The following is a 16,219-nucleotide window of genomic DNA, read 5'->3' on the forward strand; positions in this document are numbered from 1 at the left end:
TTCCTTAGTCAAAAAATCTTGCCTGTGATCATCCTACATGGCTGGAGGGATAACAGATAAAAATGGGCATATGCGGCATATAGCTGCCGCCTGTTCAGGTTAACAGGAAACGAGGGGAATTCCGGAAGTTAACGCACAAAAGAGAACACTAAGCCGCCGGGCATCATACCGGGAAAACACAATAAAACCACCCGAAGGTGGTTTACTGTTGTTCAATACGGTTGAGCGTTGCGGTATAGCCCGTTTTCGCTACCGCGTTAAGTAAAGTATCGGTTGGGAAACCTTCTGGCACAATCGCTTCTGCTTGTCGGGTTTTTAGGGAGGATTTTGCTTTAATCACACCGTCGGTTTCACGTAGAGCCTGATTGACCGAAATAACGCACAGCGAGCAGGTCATATTTTGTATATCCAGCACCACTTTTTGATTGGCCGCCTGAGCCCACAGCGGCAGCAACAAGCATGCAACTAATGTGAAGATTTTCATTCAAATACCTCATAAAACCAGGCAACGAGCGTTGGATAAAATAGCACTGGCAAAATCAACGCCAGCGCGCACCAGTAGAGAACGCGCGCTTGCTTCAACGTTAACCATCCGGAGCACCACAGCCGCCTGGAGAAATAGAGCCGCCAGAAGACGCGCAGTAATAAGCCCAATGACACCAGCATCAGGGGAATTCGCAAAAACTCAAACTGGGTGAAAACAGCAAAGCTCGCCGCCGAAATACCAAACAACAGATAGAGCAGCGGTCCAACGCAGCATAAGCCCGCGGTGACAGCAGCCGCAGCGGCCGTCAACAGGGTGAGCCCCGCCCCTTTAGCGTTGTTCTGTGGCGACATAGCTGTAGGAGAACGCTTTAGGATCATAGAAATTGATCGGGTCACCATCGACTTCAGCGTAAGGATAGCCAAAGTTGTTCATGGCTCCCTGTTCCGTTGCTGGATACAGCTCGAAATCACGCCCGTAGTTAAATCCAACCCAGTTCATTTCCCAGTTACCAAACAGGTAAGTGTTTACCGCCTGGACATCGGCGTCCTGATGCGACTTTTTCTCTGCCAGACGCATTTTGGTCACATCAGCAGGATCGCACGGTAACCAGCCGTAACCGGCCAGATAGAATTCGGCTCGGCAATGTTGCCCGCCGCTCACATCGGCGACGCCTGCACTGTCTGCTTTGCCAAAAGCGCTTTTCGAGTAACGTTCGAGTTTATTGGCTTTGCCCAGACGGATGCCAAACAGTTCGCGCGCCGGAATGCCGCTGGCCCGTGCCAGAGCAACAAAAACGGAGCTCATGTCGGTGCATTTTCCTTTGAGCTTACCGCTTTTTAAGATCTCCGCCACATCCCCCGTGCCGCAGCCAATAACGTCGTTATCGCGCTCCATATGGCTACTCACCCATTCGTAAATCAGGCGCGCTTTTTTCAGCGGATCCTGCTCATTACCGGTAATTTTACGCGCGGTTTCCAGAACCAGCCCATCAACTGGGGTATGTGTCGTCGGTAGCAGGTACGGTTTTACATCAAGCGGATAAATAATCTGCTCCGGCGCTTGCCAGGTTTTCAGCGCGTCCTGCTTCAGCGGCTCCCAGTCGGCGGTTTCAATGTCGATATCAACGTTAATCAACAGTTCGCCCTGCGAGTCAGGCCAGGTGGCGAACAGCGTTTTCGCGCCATAAGTATTATTAGTGGTAACGTACGCATGCTTGTAGTTTCCGCTAAAGGCAAGCGCCGTCATTTGTTGAAACGCGGTATCTACCGGAAGCGGGATCCACAGTTTTACCACGCCGCTCGATCCCTTAGGAGGGTTAAGTTTATACGTCTGGGATAACACAAAGCGCCGACGCGCGACTGGTGCAACGGATGGCTCAGCGGCGTGAACCGTCTGGCTAATAACCGCAGGACCGACTAAACCGGCGGCGGAAAGGAGAACGCTATTTTTGAGAAATTGTCGACGTTGCATTGCTGTCTGTCCATGTTGTAAGAGTTGAGCTACGGCTAAGAAGGTAAAAACCGTATGCGATCATCACAGCAGACAGACGCTGACATAAAAAGGTAAGCCGATGGAGGTTATTCATCAATAACAGACCTGTTAACTGTGAATGAAATGAGAAACTGCGCGACAGATAGTAAGCCATAGGCAGGCAAAAAGTACAGCAGTGAGGGCGAGTTCAGAAAATATAGACATTCGTTGCCAGTTTGCGGGCTAACCCTCTTGCCCCCTCGCGCATGACCGTATTGTGATTCCAGCGAAATACAGGTGCTGCCAGCGGGGCCAGGTAATTCATCCAGCGGATCGTGGTACGCACATTCCAGTCATATCTGACGATAGTTTCTGCACCACTTGCAGAAAAAGACCACACGCCTCGCCCTTCAACCGCCCCGCTGGCTTGCCCCTCAAGCAGCGAGCAGGGCAGAATATTCAACACGTTGATATCAAAGGTTAAGCGATAAGGAAGCGCTCCTTTCCAGGTATAACGATGCAGCGCCCCAATGCCCTGTATATCACCTTTTTTAATCTCAACAATGCGTTCCAGACTTTCCCACCATTCTGGCCACTGATCGGGATGAGAAAAAACATCCCATACCTCCTGAATTGAAGCCTCAACCCGCCAGACGGTGGAAAACCGATAGTTAGCCATAATACAGACTCCCTCAAGGCGAGAAGAAATTGGCGGGAAAACGGATGTTAATGACCATAGCATCCAGAAGCACGGTTTCTAATCGCTGCCCATCTGGCGCATAGCTGATCACTTTGGCAGGGAGTCCGTGATAATTATCCAGCCAGACGTCATAGCGGTGAACACCATCAACCGCCATTGTTCCTGGCCCAACCACAGATACGCGCGTCGTCGCCCGTCCTGCAAGGTTTTCATTACCAACTGTGGTTGTTGTCCCTTCGCGTTGCAGATGACGAATATTGCCCAACAACACGCCGATATCAGAACGATTCACCCGATGACCGCGCTCATCCTGGATCAATGAATTAGTAGGCGACAGGTGCAAAATGGGCAACGAACCCACACCAAATGGCCATAACGTCACTTTACCGCTGACAGGATTAAAAATAAGCACCGCACCTGAATGCGGTTGGGTAAAATCCATCCGCACGTACCCAGGCTTTTGAAAGCTATAGCGAATAATTTTGCTTTCATCGGATGGCGACGAGGAACGCATCATGACCTGATAAGACGTCAGGTTATTAAATGACTGTTGAGAAAATGCGATGGGATCCGTAGCCCTGGCATTCTGCGAAAAGATATCCTTTTTTTCCACCGAATATGCTGCACTACTAAGGGTGAGCAATGCTGCGAACATAACTATCGGAAAAGATGAAATGCTCATAGCAGCCCCCTGAACCAGCATTGCCAGCAAAAAGAAGTAATCACCTGTTGGCTGTTTTTATTATAGTTCTTAACTGCGCGGCACTACTCTTCCGGACTTTTAAACACAGTATGGATAGCAGGTTTAAATTATTGGTTTTCTTTTCAGTTAAGATGACAACATAAAGCTATACTTTAATAGCCATGCTTTTTATAGGTATTAATCATGAAACTGCCATCGGTATTTTCATGCGCCGTTCACATATTACTGCTGCTGGCGTCATCGTCTGCCACAGCCAGCGCGTTACAAAACCAGGCTGTTAGAGAGCAAGAGTTGAGCGAGGCACTTCGAGCTGGTAATGGCGTGATCATCATTGGCGGGACGGATGATTTCGCTTTCACGTTCAGGGCACGAAACCGAATCCACAGACAGCTGGCGATACAGGATGGCTTTGGCGATCCCATCCTGATGAATGGTTTCCAGGATCACAACTATAATCCCGCCCGCGATGGGTTTATCAACAACCCTGCCCGAGGGGGCTTTATGTTTAACGCGCCGATTCGGCGATAGATTGATTAGCAATAGTGAGTATATAGAGGGCAGTTTACGTTTCTGGCAGGTTGCTTGACGCAAGGTATCTATGCTTGTAAAAAACAGGCACAAAAAAACCACCCGTAGGTGGTTTCACGACACTGCTTATTGCTTTGATTATTCTGTTCTTTCCCATGGTACCCGGAGTGGGACTTGAACCCACACAGCGCGAACGCCGAGGGATTTTAAATCCCTTGTGTCTACCGATTCCACCATCCGGGCTCGGGAAGAAATTGGAGGCGCGTTCCGGAGTCGAACCGGACTAGACGGATTTGCAATCCGCTACATAACCGCTTTGCTAACGCGCCGAAATCTTCTGGCTTTACAGCCGACATCCGCTATTGCCGATGTCTTAAATTTGGAGCGGGAAACGAGACTCGAACTCGCGACCCCGACCTTGGCAAGGTCGTGCTCTACCAACTGAGCTATTCCCGCATCACCAAGTAATTTTGTTAATCACTTGATTTTGTTATCGTCTGGCAATCAGTGCTGCCGTTCGATGCGTTGCATTCTACTTACCTGACGCAATGAGTCAACGATATTTTTCACCACTGACGATCGTTTGCTGAAATTTGCGTCGAAACGATCACTGATCAAGCAAATCTCCACGTGCAGCGCTCAAATACTGGAACATTGACCACAAAGTCAGTATCGCGGCGACGAAGAAAAGTGCGATCCCAGCATACTCTACCCAGATATTTGGACGCCACAGCAGCCAGGCCAGAGCAGCCATTTGCGAAGTGGTTTTCACTTTACCGATCCAGGATACGGCTACGCTGCTGCGTTTACCCAGTTCGGCCATCCATTCACGCAGTGCAGAGATGATAATTTCACGCGCAATCATTGTTGCGGCAGGAAGCGTCACCCACCAGCTGTGGTAATGCTCTGTCACCAGGACCATCGCGATTGCCACCAGCACTTTATCAGCGACCGGATCGAGGAAGGCGCCAAAACGCGTGCTTTGGTTCCAGCGGCGCGCCAGAAAACCGTCAAACCAGTCAGTGACCGCTGCGATACAGAAGATCAGCGCACAAACAAAGGGAGCCCAGGTGAATGGCAGGTAAAAAGCCAATACAAAGAATGGGATCAGGATGACGCGAAACAGCGTGAGCAACGTAGGGATATTAAATTGCATATGACGGATAACTATCTGTTGTCAGTGAAATTACCCCTATGTTGCTACAGAGGGCCTAATGTTTCAACGAGTAGAAGATCTTTTCTGCCAGAGCTTGCGAAATACCCGGCACTTTTGCAATTTCTTCGATACTTGCGTTACGAAGACCTTGCAAACCTCCCATATATTTCAACAACATCTGGCGACGCTTTGGCCCGACACCTTCGATGGTCTCAAGCGTGCTGGTGCTTTTCACCTTCGCCCGCTTTTTACGATGCCCGCTAATCGCATGATCGTGAGATTCATCGCGGATATGCTGGATAACGTGCAATGCAGGCGAATCCGGCGGCAAACTAAAGCCCTCACCTTCCGGCTCAAAGAACAACGTTTCCAGACCGGCTTTACGATCGGCCCCTTTTGCCACCCCCAGCAAGAGTGGGTGCTGTTTGTCCCAGGGAACGTCCAGCTCAGCAAAAACGGCTTTCGCCTGCCCTAACTGACCCTTACCGCCGTCGATCAATATGACGTCCGGAATCTTACTTTCTTCAATCGCCTTACCATAACGCCGACGCAAAACCTGATTCATCGCCGCATAATCATCACCCGGCGTAATGCCGGTAATGTTGTAGCGGCGATACTCTGCGCGCAGCGGGCCATTGGCATCAAAGACCACGCAGGAGGCTACCGTCTGCTCGCCCATCGTATGGCTGATGTCGAAGCACTCCATACGCTTCACCGCGGGTAACTTCAATACGGAGGCCAGCGCCGTCAGACGTTGCGTAATCGTCGACTGCTGAGAAAGTTTCGTGGTGAGTGCCACTGCCGCGTTGGTTCGCGCCAGCTTCAGATAACGCGCGCGATCCCCTCGCGGTTTTGTCTGCACGTTAATCTTCCGTCCGGCCAGTTCAGACAGTGAGTCTGCCAGCAGGGTTTTATCGCTAAGATTAAAATCGAGCAGGATCTCCCCGGGTAAGGTACGCATCTGGCTCCCCTGCAGATAAAACTGCCCGACAAAGGTTTCGACGACCTCGCCGAGTTCCGTGCCACCGGGTACTTTCGGGAAATAGCTGCGGCTGCCCAGCACTTTACCCTGGCGAATAAACAGAACGTGCACACAGGCCATACCGGCGTCAAACGCCACGCCAATGACGTCCAGATCGTCTCCGGTATTAGAGACAAACTGTTTTTCTGTCACGCGGCGTACGGCCTGGATTTGGTCACGAATGCGTGCAGCCTCTTCAAATTCGAGATTTTGGCTGGCCTTTTCCATGCGGGCGATCAGCTGCGTTAATACCTGATCGTCCTTTCCGGACAGAAACAGACGAACATACTCGACCTGCTGAGCATACTCTTCCTCACTCACCAGACCCGCAACACACGGACCAAGACAGCGGCCAATCTGATATTGCAGACAAGGTCGAGAACGGTTGCGATAAACGCTGTTTTCGCACTGACGGATAGGGAATATTTTCTGCAACAGCGCCAGCGTTTCTCGCACCGCATAACCGTTAGGGAACGGTCCAAAGTACTCGCCTTTGGCATGCTTTGCCCCGCGATGCATCGCCAGGCGCGGGTGGGTATCGCCGCTAAGGAATATAAAAGGGTAGGATTTATCATCGCGCAGCAATACGTTATAGCGCGGCTGATACAGCTTGATGTAGTTGTGCTCAAGCAATAACGCTTCGGTTTCAGTGTGCGTTACCGTGACATCAATCTGCTGGATTTGCGCGACCAGCGCTTCGGTCTTGCGTGAAGCAAGATTACTACGGAAGTAGCTGGAAAGCCTTTTTTTCAGGTCTTTCGCTTTCCCGACATAGATAACCGTCCCGGCGGTATCATACATACGATAGACACCGGGCTGACTGGTCACGGTTTTCAGGAACGCTTTGGCATCAAACTGATCGGTCACTGGCTTGTTAATGTCTCCGCATTACACAGGCCATGGCGAATTGCCAGGTGAGTCAGCTCTACATCGCCATGAATGTTTAATTTACTGAACATTCGATAGCGATAGCTGTTCACCGTTTTAGGACTAAGATTCAGTTGCTCTGAGATCTCATTGACCTTCTGACCTTTGGTGATCATCAGCATAATCTGCAACTCGCGTTCAGACAAACTGGCAAACGGGGTTTCCGTTTTCTCAGGCTCAATCTGGCTGAGCGCCATTTGCTGAGCGATATCGGAGGCAATATAACGCTGCCCGGAATAAACCGAACGAATCGCACTCACTACTTCCTGGGGGGCGGCGCCTTTGCTGAGATACCCTGCCGCACCTGCCTGCATAACTTTTGCAGGTAATGGGTTTTCGGTGTGTACCGTCAGCATGATCACTTTAATGTCTGCCGTGGAACGCGCAATTTTGCGGGTTGCTTCCAGACCGCCAATACCGGGCATATTCATATCCATCAGCACAACGTCAACGGAATTTGAGCGGCACCATTTTACCGCATCTTCACCGCAGCACGCTTCGCCGACAACTTTTATGCCTTTTATATCTTCCAGAATGCGTCGTATCCCTGCGCGCACCAGTTCGTGGTCATCAACAAGAAAAACGTTGATCAAAGGAATATCTCCAGAATAGGGATAACGCTACCGATAGTTAATCGGCCCTATGTTAACGGGTTTTATCTCAACTTTGAAATGTAAAAAACGCCCGACTTTCGATTTTGCTCTCGTTTTTGGAAATTAGATTGTACGACGAGTGGAAACTTTCAGTCCTGACAGCCTTCTGCCACGGTTATATCTGCATAGCTGTTTCAGAATAGTGACAAAAAATTCATATTCCCCCGCTGAATGCAAAATAGGCAGTCAAAGTTGTAACAATAATTAACGAGGAAAATACTCGAAATAAACAACATGTGGAGAAAATATATGCACTGCAACATGTTGTTTATTTTAATGTCCACAACATTGGTCCGCGCAAAAAACAACCACAGATATTTTTAGCCTCGCTTATGGTATACTCCGCCGCCTTAAGATTTGACATCGCACTTTTTCATTGAAACATAACGAGGAAAATAAATGAGTACGCCTGACTTTTCCACTGCTGAGAATAACCAGGAACTGGCCAATGAAGTCACCTGCCTGAAAGCCATGTTAACGCTGATGCTGCAGGCAATGGGTCAAGCCGATGCAGGCCGCGTGATTCTTAAAATGGAAAAACAGCTCGCGCTGATTGAAGATCAATCACAGGCGGCGGTATTTTCCAACACGGTTAAGCAAATTAAACAAGCTTACCGCCAGTAAAAAGAAACCGGCTGATAGCAATGCTCTCAGCCGGTTTTGCGTCTGACACTCAGAACGATAATTTACTCAGATAAGCCCGGTTGCCGCGGCATAACAGGCTATCTGCGTTTTGTTTGGTGCATTGAATTTCTTTTGCATATTCTTCTGATGGAAGTTCACGGTATTTTCAGAAATCGACAGAATGATGGCTATCTCTGAAGAGGTCTTCCCCTCCGCCGTCCATTTCAATATTTCCTTTTCCCGCTTGCTAAAGCGCATCTCTGGCGCCATGACCATGTCATCTTCCAGTCGCGTCAGCACCGACAGGCTTTCCCGCACCAGAAGCTGCATCCTGAGCTCCACTTCATCATTCGCAAAACGACTATTACGGATACTTGCACGCGATACCGATAAAAAACCCAACGCCCGATTCGGCAACAATAGGCATTGCGTCATCCCTTTGCGTAAACCGTGATTGCGTGCGGCGTCCCACAAAGGTTGCGCATCGCGAAACAGAGTATCGTTCCAGGGTAAATGCCCCTGACTGAAGTTTTCAGGTTTCAGCACCGGATCAATGGCGAAATAATTTTCGGACTGATAATGCGCCACCCATGCTTTGGGATAGGTCGTATGAAGAGACGTTTTAGGTCGGGTAAAAGGTACCGGATGACGAACACAGAGCGCGTAAAAATCGAACTCTAAGTGCTGCGTCTGTTGTTGTAATTCCGTATAGACATCCTCTGCCGTCGCCATTTCCTGAAAGCGTAACAGCATGCTCCGTCGCCAGGTGAAGAAATCATGATCCTGCATACTAAGTGGTAATGCCCCTGAGATTGATAATCATCCAAACATATGAAACAAGCTAACACATAAATGTATTTTATATATGCAAATTATCGGACAAATGAAGAATTACTTGAGTATTACTCAACAGTGGAAGGAAGTAACAGATTCAAGCATTAATAATAAAGCAATAATTATAAATAGTTATGCGAACAGCACTCGCCAGAAACAATTCCGACGAGTGCTATATGCACTATTTATTGCATCAAAAACTTCTCAAGAAACTGGCGGGTACGCGGCTGCTGCGGATGCGTGAATAAGGATTTTGCTGGTCCCTGCTCCACTATCCGTCCTTGATCCATAAATATCGCTCTATCGGCAACATCGCGAGCAAAGCTCATTTCATGCGTCACAATCACCATGGTGCGTTTTTCCTGCGCCAGTTGGCGGATGGTATTAAGTACCTCGCCAACCAGCTCCGGATCGAGCGCAGAGGTCGGTTCATCAAAAAGAATAACCTCAGGTCGCATCGCCAGCGCCCGGGCAATCGCAACGCGCTGCTGCTGTCCGCCCGATAAACGCCGCGGATAGCTGGTTTCTTTACCTGCTAGCCCGACTTTCGCCAGCAATTCACGCGCACGAGCTGTCGCTTCAGCTTTTGGTTCACCTTTGACTATCACCGGCCCTTCAATAATGTTTTCCAGCACCGTCCGATGCGGGAACAAATTAAAGTTCTGGAACACAAAACCGACGTGCTGACGTAACTGACGAATCAGCCCTTTCTGCTGGGTCAACGAACGCGCGGTATCAATGGTAATCTCACCCACTTTAATAGTGCCCGCCTCCGGTTGCTCCAGCAAATTAATGCTACGCAGCAGCGTGGTTTTGCCCGATCCGCTCGGCCCGATAATCGCTACTACTTCACCAGGTTTGACGTCAAGATCGATCCCATGCAGCACCGTTTGCCCATGAAATTTTTTGACCAGGTTTCTGACTTCGATAGCACTCATTTCGGCTCTCTCTCCTGGCGGTTCAGTTGTTCTTCAAAATAGTTTTGCAGCGCAGAAAGCACCGTCGCCATCACCCAGTAAATCAACGAGGCCGCCAGATACATCGTAAAGACTTCCAACGTACGCGAGGTAATCAGCTGCGCCTGACGGAACAGTTCCGGTACCTGAATAGTGGCGGCCAAAGAGGTATCTTTCACCAGACTGATAAAGCTGTTGCTCAGCGGCGGCAACGCAACACGCGCAGCCTGCGGCAGGATTGCCCGGCGCATGGTCTGCCAGCGCGTCATACCAATACTGGCACCTGCCTCCCACTGCCCTTTATCGATGGAAGAGATTGCCGCACGCAGAGTTTCCGCAGCGTAGGCCGCCGTATTCAGCGACAAGCCAATCATCGCCGCCGGGATGGGATCAAGCTCAATACCAAACTGCGGCAGACCGTAATAGATCATGAACAGTTGGGCAATTAGCGGTGTTCCGCGAAAAATAGAGATATAAAAACGCGCCAGCCAGCGCACAGGCAACAGCGGCGACAGACGCATCAACGCCAGGATAAACCCCAGCACGAGGCCAAAAAACATCCCGCCGATACTCAGTTGCAGCGTAAAAACCGCGCCTTTGAGCAGATACGGCAGAGAATCAATTACCAGTTGGATACTTTCATGCATTAGCGTTTTTCGACCTGGTTGTTACACGTGAGGATGGTAGGCAAACAGTGCAGGTGCCCCACCGGTATGAATAAAGAGGATTGGCCCTTCGTCTTTAAAGCGCTTCTGGCTGATGCCGTCAATCAAACCCGCCATCGCCTTACCGGTATACACCGGATCCAACAAAATGCCTTCCAGGCGCGCCAGCAGTTTTACCGCCTCCATGCCCTCTTCGTTTGGCCTACCGTAGCCCGGCGCATAATAATCATCCCATAACAGGATATCCGCTGAGGCCGTCAGTTCCAGTTCTCGGGCAATGTCCTGCTGTAACGTTACTACTTTGGGCTTTTGATCGGCGACGCTGCGCGAGACGGTCACGCCGATCAGCTCGACGTCTGGCATCAGTTGTTCCAGGCCCACGGCCAGCCCGGCGTGCGTTCCCGCGCTGCCCGATGCCACCACAACGGAAGAAAGCGCAACGGCCCCTTCACACTGCTGGGCAATTTCCAGCGCGCTTTCCACATAACCCAATGCGCCCAGGACGTTAGAACCGCCAACGGGGATCACATACGGGCGGAAGCCCTGTGCTTCAATGCGCGTCGCCAGTTCCTGAAGCTGCGCATTCAGGTCGGTCAGCGCATCGCACATTTCGATTTGCGTATTAAACAGATCCAGCAGCAGACGGTTGCCGTTGGTGAGATAGTTTTCCGCCGTAGTGCCAATCGGATTTTCCAACAGCGCCACGCAGTGCAGGCCAAGCTTAGCCGCTACCGCCGCCGTCTGGCGAACGTGGTTAGACTGGATGGCACCTGCGGTTATCAGCGTATCAGCACCTTCACGAAGTGCGTCTGCGGCAAGGAATTCCAGCTTACGTAGCTTATTGCCGCCCATGGCCATCGGCGTGACGTCATCGCGTTTGATGAAAATATCGCGCCCAAGGTAATCGGAGAAGCGTGGAAGATATTCGAGCGGCGTTGGCGCGCCAATAAATTCCAGACGTGGAAAGCGCGTTAAGTTATGCAGCGGCATACAGCCTCCGGTATTCGTTGTTGTGATGTTCTTTTTATTATGCACGTTCAGGCGCAATGAAATAAAAAAAGGCGCTGTTAAAGGCGCCTTTTTTCATCGGATGCCGATTATTTCGTCACATCCGCTCCAAACCATTTTTCAGACAGAGCTTTCAGCGTACCGTCTTTCTGCATTTCAGCAATGGCCACATCAACCGCTTTCAGCAGATCTTCATTGCCTTTGCGCAGCGCCACGCCGGACTCCTGGCGGGAGAATGCTTCACCGGTCACAGCCAGCGTATCCTTTGTTTTCTTGACCAGATCCAGCGCCGCCAGACGGTCAACCAGAATGGCGTCGATACGGCCTACACGCAGATCCTGGTATTTGGTCGGGTCATCATCATAGGTACGAATATCCACGCCCTGCACGTTCTGGCGCAGCCACTCTTCATAGTTGGTGCCCAGACCAACGCCGACTTTTTTACCTTTCAGATCGGCAGCAGTCTTAATAACGCCTTCATTACCTTTCTTCACCAGCGCCTGAATACCAGAAACCGTATACGGGGTAGAGAAATCGTATTTTTTCTTACGTTCGTCAGAGATAGTCACCTGGTTGATGACCACGTCAATGCGCTTAGAATCAAGAGAGGCCAGCATACCGTCCCACTTGGTCGGCTTCAGGTTAGCTTTCACCCCAAGGTGCTTGGCCAGTTCCTCAGCGAACTCCACTTCGAAACCGGTCAGCTTGCCGTCGTCACCCTGAAAACTAAACGGGGGATAGGTCCCTTCCAGGCCCACCAGCAGCGTGCCACGCTCTTTAACTTTATTTAACAGACCTTCATCTGCATAAGTCTTTACGCTCATTCCGGCGACAAGTGCAACAGCCATTACACCCATCAGAGCCTGACGTCCCAGAAGTGCTAATTTCATAGTTACCCCGAATATTGTCATTAGTGACTGCTATTTATTCACAAAATCATTCGAGTTGTATCAAGGCGGCAAGCGAGTGAATCCCCAGGAGCTTACTAAAGTAAGTGACTGGGGTGAATGAACGCAGCCAACGCAGAGACAGCTTGAAGGATGACGTGTATATGACTGTAGTGTAGAGCGTTTGTCGTGATCCACAAACACGACTCTGTTACACCTTATTCGTTTTTAATATATATCAGAACTGGCTGTCCAGGAGGATTTCTGCATATGCCCTATATGCGTATGGGCTTTAAACTGCTCATACTTACGTAAGGCGATGCGGTAATTGTTGGTGCTGGTTTCCGGCAGCCACGGGGCAAGGTTTTCGTCGAGGAACCCTTCCTGCAGCAGGTCATGAGAGATATTTTGTTCGGTCAGGTGATTCCCGAGGCGACGCAGGCGGACCACGTATTCACGTACCGTGCCGTGACTCATTTCGGTCTGCTCAAATAAAAACTGTTTAAAACCGATAATGTCGAAAAAGTCGCTCTGCTCTTTGCAATGCAAATCACCGCAAAAACGACACAGCGCCACCCACTCTTTCTTCTCCTGTTCCCACTCAGCTTCATTCAGCAACGTGTCCAGGCGGGCGATGGCGATTTTATTAACAATTTGCCCGCGACGAACCAGCGTGATCCTGTCGAGCAGTTTCAGGCAATGGGCGCAATGCGTCTGGCTGTGTTTGAAATCTTTGAGGTAGCGGCTTAGAGGCCGTCTTTTTGATTGCTGCACCGTCATGAGAACTCCTGGTAGTCAATTCGTAATGCGGCATTGTTCAGGGGTAATGATTACCCCTATAGCTTACCCAGCTTGGTGCGTAGACGTTTGATGGCCTGGCTGTGCAACTGGCTGACCCGTGATTCCCCGACTTCCAGTACCGCGCCGATCTCTTTCAGATTCAGCTCTTCCTGGTAGTACAGCGTTAACACCAGCTTTTCGCGCTCCGGCAACGCCTCTATCGCGTCCATCACGCGCTGGCGAAGGTTACCCTCCAGTAGCTGTTGTAACGGGTTTTCCTGCTGATGTTCTTCCGTCACCAGCTCAATACTATCGCCATGCTCTTCCCGCCACTCATCGTAGGAGAAGAGTTGGCTGTTATTGGTATCAAGCAACATCTGACGATACTCTTGCACAGGAATAGCCAGACGCGCCGCCACTTCGGTTTCCGTCGCGTTACGCCCTAACTCCTGCTCCAGTTGTCCCATCGCCTGTGCCACTTCGCGAGCATTGCGCCGAACGCTACGCGGCACCCAATCCCGGCTACGTAGTTCGTCCAGCATCGCTCCACGAATACGCTGCACTGCGTAAGTGGTAAATGCCGTTCCTTGCAAAGCGTCATATCGGTCAACGGCATTCAATAACCCGATGCCGCCCGCTTGTAGCAGGTCATCCAGTTCTACGCTCGCCGGCAAACGCACCTGAAGGCGCAATGCTTCGTGACGCACCAACGGTACATAACGCTGCCACAGCGAGTGTTTATCCATTACACCTTCAGCGGTATACAGTGAATTCACGATAAACAGCCCTGCGTTAAATGAGTTATCGGCATGATTATCCGTTTCTGCAGGGGTTTTAATCGGGTGAATAGTGGGTGAAATGGGGGGTTATTTAGGGGTTACGGGTAAAGCTAAATATAAAAAACCCCGCCGGAGCGGGGTTTGCGCGATAAGCGTAAATTAACGCAGCAGAGACAGGACGTTCTGCGTGGTCTGGTTTGCCTGCGCCAGAACAGAAGTACCCGCCTGTTGCAGGATCTGAGCACGAGACATGTTAGACACTTCGGTCGCGTAATCAGCATCTTCGATACGGCTACGAGCAGAAGACAGGTTGTTTACGGTGTTACCCAGGTTGGTGATGGTAGAATCGAAACGGTTCTGCACCGCACCCAGGTCAGAACGCAGCGCATCAACCTGTGCCAGCGCTTTATCCAGGGCTTTCAGAGGGTCTTTGGTTTTGTCAGTAGCTGTTTGAGCTTCAGCAGTGATTTTACCATTAGCATCTTTGTATGCAGCTTTACCGGAACCATTAGTGATTGCGCCATCCGCCTGAACATAGTAAGTCGCTACGTTGCTATCAACCAAAGCGCCTTTATCATTTTTAAAAATATCAAGACCAGCACCGGCTGTTGTACCGGCTTTTACTACGCCAGCAGCAGAAACGTTGTATCCAGTACCAGCATCAGTAGTGAATGCTTTGCCCTGAAGTGCGTTAGTCATTGACTCAGTGCTCATCTGAGCCTTAGCCACATCAATTTTCCCGGCAGTACCACCCGCTAAAGTCAGCACCGTGTCTGTACCATCGATCTTAATGCTTGAAGCTTTAGCTGCACCGCCACCATTGGTCTGTAAGGCAGTTAAAGTTGCAGCAGCTGGGCCACCCAAGTTGTTCTTCGTCAGGTTACCAGTTGAATCCAGGAACAAAGCAGCATTATCGTCAGCCGCAGTAATAGTGCCATCTTTTGCTATCAGCACATCTTGCGATGTTGTACCAATAGTTACTGTTGCTTTTGTAACGTCACCAGTTTTTGGATTCAAATGCCCCAATACGTCATCAGCATCTACACCTGTCGCATTGAATTCATAAGATTTACTGGTTGCATTGTAGGTGTAATCGGTGCTTGCAGCAGCACCTAAACCATTATCAATATTCGCAGTTACTTTTTTACCTGCAGTCACACCAGAAAGAACATCTGCTGCAGAAGCTGTAGCATAGCCCGCATCACCAGTGTAAGTTTTACCGCCATCTGCTGTCGTAAACCCAGCAGATGTCAAATCGTTAACTTTAGCCAGTGTATTAGCAACGCCACCCTTACCATTGACGTTAAAACCGTCCAGGCCCAGAGTAGAAGAAGTAATTTCTTTCAGGTCGATGGTGATAGTTTCGCCGTCGTTCGCACCAACCTGAATTTTCATGGAGCTGTCGGACGCCAGTACTTTCACGCCGTTAAACTGAGTCTGACCGGAAACACGGTCAATTTCGCTCAGACGCTGGGTGATTTCGTTCTGGATGGAGTCCAGGTCAGACTGGGAGTTGGTGCCGTTGGTTGCCTGAACGGACAGTTCACGCACACGCTGCAGGTTGTTGTTGATTTCGGACAGTGCACCTTCAGTGGTCTGCGCGATGGAGATACCGTCGTTGGCGTTACGGGAAGCCTGAGTCAGGCCTTTAACGTTGGCAGTGAAACGGTTAGCGATCGCCTGACCAGCAGCATCGTCTTTGGCGCTGTTGATACGCAGACCGGAAGACAGACGCTCGATAGCGGAGCTCAAGGAAGACTGAGATTTGTTCAGGTTGTTCTGGGTCAACAGCGACAGGCTGTTTGTATTGATGACTTGTGCCATGATCTTTTCCTTATCAATTACAACTTGATGTTATTGGGCTGTTGCCCACGGTTTCTCACCGTAACCCATGTATCGGCACCTTAAATTCGAACTTTAGAAAATTTTTACTTTCCGCCCTCTTTTTTCTTAGCCCCAGAAATACCCGCAATATGCCCCACTATTCTGCGCATTATTTTTACAAAACTATCATTAAACTTTGCGCGCAGATTGCCGATAA

General features: G+C 50.1%; 19 protein-coding genes and 3 tRNA genes. 3 read left to right on the plus strand and 19 right to left on the minus strand.

The features are described 5' to 3' along the window. Positions 1-202 precede the first annotated feature (202 nt). From OGX86_RS09770 to OGX86_RS09790, 5 genes are all read right to left on the minus strand, one after another. Positions 203-484: a heavy-metal-associated domain-containing protein gene (locus OGX86_RS09770; protein ID WP_003833910.1), complete on the minus strand. Its 282-nt coding sequence runs from the start codon at positions 482-484 to the stop codon at positions 203-205. After that, on the minus strand, positions 481-837 hold the full coding sequence (locus tag OGX86_RS09775; RefSeq protein ID WP_003833912.1) for a mercuric transporter MerT family protein: 357 nt from the start codon (positions 835-837) through the stop codon (positions 481-483). Before OGX86_RS09775 ends, OGX86_RS09770 begins: the two co-directional genes overlap by 4 nt. Then, a complete protein-coding gene (locus OGX86_RS09780; RefSeq protein ID WP_167820048.1) occupies positions 815-1,957 on the minus strand; it encodes a transglutaminase-like domain-containing protein in 1,143 nt (380 codons plus the stop codon). Before OGX86_RS09780 ends, OGX86_RS09775 begins: the two co-directional genes overlap by 23 nt. 208 nt (positions 1,958-2,165) lie before the next feature. Beyond that, entirely contained in the window at positions 2,166-2,636 is a 471-nt protein-coding gene (locus tag OGX86_RS09785; protein ID WP_213785943.1) for an SRPBCC family protein, read from the minus strand. Positions 2,637-2,649: 13 nt separating this feature from the next. Further along, positions 2,650-3,339 (minus strand): LolA family protein, encoded by a 690-nt coding sequence (locus tag OGX86_RS09790; protein ID WP_128317484.1) that lies wholly within the window; start codon positions 3,337-3,339, stop codon positions 2,650-2,652. Positions 3,340-3,543: 204 nt separating this feature from the next. Between OGX86_RS09790 and OGX86_RS22745 the strand changes: the two genes are divergently transcribed. After that, positions 3,544-3,888 carry a hypothetical protein gene (locus OGX86_RS22745; protein ID WP_128317483.1) on the plus strand — a complete coding sequence of 115 codons (345 nt, stop codon included), beginning with the start codon at positions 3,544-3,546 and terminating at the stop codon, positions 3,886-3,888. A 156-nt stretch (positions 3,889-4,044) separates the two neighbouring features. On the opposite strand, the gene OGX86_RS09800 is transcribed toward OGX86_RS22745, so the two are convergent. The 6 genes from OGX86_RS09800 to uvrY form a co-directional block, all read right to left on the minus strand. After that, a tRNA-Leu gene (locus OGX86_RS09800) sits at positions 4,045-4,131 on the minus strand. A 12-nt stretch (positions 4,132-4,143) separates the two neighbouring features. After that, positions 4,144-4,217, minus strand: a tRNA-Cys gene (locus tag OGX86_RS09805). Between the two features lie 51 nt (positions 4,218-4,268). Then, positions 4,269-4,344, minus strand: a tRNA-Gly gene (locus OGX86_RS09810). 151 nt (positions 4,345-4,495) lie between these two features. Then, on the minus strand, positions 4,496-5,044 hold the full coding sequence (pgsA, locus tag OGX86_RS09815) for a CDP-diacylglycerol--glycerol-3-phosphate 3-phosphatidyltransferase (protein WP_003030490.1): 549 nt from the start codon (positions 5,042-5,044) through the stop codon (positions 4,496-4,498). A gap of 55 nt (positions 5,045-5,099) precedes the next feature. Next, entirely contained in the window at positions 5,100-6,932 is a 1,833-nt protein-coding gene (gene uvrC / locus OGX86_RS09820; RefSeq protein WP_003834021.1) for an excinuclease ABC subunit UvrC, read from the minus strand. Further along, positions 6,929-7,585 (minus strand): UvrY/SirA/GacA family response regulator transcription factor, encoded by a 657-nt coding sequence (uvrY, locus tag OGX86_RS09825; protein WP_006684079.1) that lies wholly within the window; start codon positions 7,583-7,585, stop codon positions 6,929-6,931. Before uvrY ends, uvrC begins: the two co-directional genes overlap by 4 nt. A gap of 296 nt (positions 7,586-7,881) precedes the next feature. On the opposite strand from uvrY, the gene OGX86_RS22835 reads away from it, so the two are divergent. Then, positions 7,882-8,025: a hypothetical protein gene (locus OGX86_RS22835; protein ID WP_418219448.1), complete on the plus strand. Its 144-nt coding sequence runs from the start codon at positions 7,882-7,884 to the stop codon at positions 8,023-8,025. A 19-nt stretch (positions 8,026-8,044) separates the two neighbouring features. Continuing rightward, on the plus strand, positions 8,045-8,269 hold the full coding sequence (locus OGX86_RS09830; protein ID WP_003030482.1) for a DUF2594 family protein: 225 nt from the start codon (positions 8,045-8,047) through the stop codon (positions 8,267-8,269). 66 nt (positions 8,270-8,335) lie between these two features. On the opposite strand, the gene sdiA is transcribed toward OGX86_RS09830, so the two are convergent. The 8 genes from sdiA to OGX86_RS09870 form a co-directional block, all read right to left on the minus strand. Then, positions 8,336-9,058, minus strand: coding sequence for a quorum-sensing transcriptional regulator SdiA (gene sdiA, locus OGX86_RS09835; RefSeq protein ID WP_103014249.1), 723 nt, complete (start codon positions 9,056-9,058; stop codon positions 8,336-8,338). A gap of 230 nt (positions 9,059-9,288) precedes the next feature. After that, entirely contained in the window at positions 9,289-10,041 is a 753-nt protein-coding gene (gene tcyN / locus OGX86_RS09840) for an L-cystine ABC transporter ATP-binding protein TcyN (RefSeq protein WP_003030477.1), read from the minus strand. Continuing rightward, positions 10,038-10,706 (minus strand): cystine ABC transporter permease, encoded by a 669-nt coding sequence (tcyL, locus tag OGX86_RS09845; protein WP_003030474.1) that lies wholly within the window; start codon positions 10,704-10,706, stop codon positions 10,038-10,040. Before tcyL ends, tcyN begins: the two co-directional genes overlap by 4 nt. Positions 10,707-10,727: 21 nt before the next feature. Further along, positions 10,728-11,714 (minus strand): D-cysteine desulfhydrase, encoded by a 987-nt coding sequence (gene dcyD / locus OGX86_RS09850; protein ID WP_286639913.1) that lies wholly within the window; start codon positions 11,712-11,714, stop codon positions 10,728-10,730. Positions 11,715-11,821: 107 nt separating this feature from the next. After that, positions 11,822-12,622, minus strand: a complete 801-nt coding sequence (gene tcyJ, locus OGX86_RS09855) for a cystine ABC transporter substrate-binding protein (protein ID WP_204558122.1) — start codon at positions 12,620-12,622, stop codon at positions 11,822-11,824. A 225-nt stretch (positions 12,623-12,847) separates the two neighbouring features. Next, positions 12,848-13,399 (minus strand): flagella biosynthesis regulatory protein FliZ, encoded by a 552-nt coding sequence (gene fliZ / locus OGX86_RS09860; protein ID WP_286639915.1) that lies wholly within the window; start codon positions 13,397-13,399, stop codon positions 12,848-12,850. 56 nt (positions 13,400-13,455) lie between these two features. Next, positions 13,456-14,175 (minus strand): RNA polymerase sigma factor FliA, encoded by a 720-nt coding sequence (locus OGX86_RS09865; RefSeq protein ID WP_003030465.1) that lies wholly within the window; start codon positions 14,173-14,175, stop codon positions 13,456-13,458. A gap of 162 nt (positions 14,176-14,337) precedes the next feature. Beyond that, positions 14,338-16,002 (minus strand): FliC/FljB family flagellin, encoded by a 1,665-nt coding sequence (locus tag OGX86_RS09870; RefSeq protein WP_286639917.1) that lies wholly within the window; start codon positions 16,000-16,002, stop codon positions 14,338-14,340. Positions 16,003-16,219: the final 217 nt, after the last annotated feature.

This window comes from Citrobacter sp. Cpo040, from assembly GCF_030332915.1.
Taxonomy (GTDB): domain Bacteria; phylum Pseudomonadota; class Gammaproteobacteria; order Enterobacterales; family Enterobacteriaceae; genus Citrobacter; species Citrobacter portucalensis.

Excerpts from the sequence above, each read along its gene's own strand:
- pgsA (WP_003030490.1), bottom strand. The coding sequence starts at position 5,044 with ATGCAATTTAATATCCCTACGTTGCTCACGCTGTTTCGCGTCATCCTG.
- sdiA (WP_103014249.1), bottom strand. The coding sequence starts at position 9,058 with ATGCAGGATCATGATTTCTTCACCTGGCGACGGAGCATGCTGTTACGC.
- OGX86_RS09785 (WP_213785943.1), bottom strand. The coding sequence starts at position 2,636 with ATGGCTAACTATCGGTTTTCCACCGTCTGGCGGGTTGAGGCTTCAATT.
- OGX86_RS09780 (WP_167820048.1), bottom strand. The coding sequence starts at position 1,957 with ATGCAACGTCGACAATTTCTCAAAAATAGCGTTCTCCTTTCCGCCGCC.
- tcyJ (WP_204558122.1), bottom strand. The coding sequence starts at position 12,622 with ATGAAATTAGCACTTCTGGGACGTCAGGCTCTGATGGGTGTAATGGCT.
- OGX86_RS09775 (WP_003833912.1), bottom strand. The coding sequence starts at position 837 with ATGTCGCCACAGAACAACGCTAAAGGGGCGGGGCTCACCCTGTTGACG.
- dcyD (WP_286639913.1), bottom strand. The coding sequence starts at position 11,714 with ATGCCGCTGCATAACTTAACGCGCTTTCCACGTCTGGAATTTATTGGC.
- tcyN (WP_003030477.1), bottom strand. The coding sequence starts at position 10,041 with ATGAGTGCTATCGAAGTCAGAAACCTGGTCAAAAAATTTCATGGGCAA.
- tcyL (WP_003030474.1), bottom strand. The coding sequence starts at position 10,706 with ATGCATGAAAGTATCCAACTGGTAATTGATTCTCTGCCGTATCTGCTC.
- OGX86_RS09870 (WP_286639917.1), bottom strand. The coding sequence starts at position 16,002 with ATGGCACAAGTCATCAATACAAACAGCCTGTCGCTGTTGACCCAGAAC.
- fliZ (WP_286639915.1), bottom strand. The coding sequence starts at position 13,399 with ATGACGGTGCAGCAATCAAAAAGACGGCCTCTAAGCCGCTACCTCAAA.
- OGX86_RS22745 (WP_128317483.1), top strand. The coding sequence starts at position 3,544 with ATGAAACTGCCATCGGTATTTTCATGCGCCGTTCACATATTACTGCTG.
- OGX86_RS09830 (WP_003030482.1), top strand. The coding sequence starts at position 8,045 with ATGAGTACGCCTGACTTTTCCACTGCTGAGAATAACCAGGAACTGGCC.
- OGX86_RS09790 (WP_128317484.1), bottom strand. The coding sequence starts at position 3,339 with ATGAGCATTTCATCTTTTCCGATAGTTATGTTCGCAGCATTGCTCACC.
- OGX86_RS09770 (WP_003833910.1), bottom strand. The coding sequence starts at position 484 with ATGAAAATCTTCACATTAGTTGCATGCTTGTTGCTGCCGCTGTGGGCT.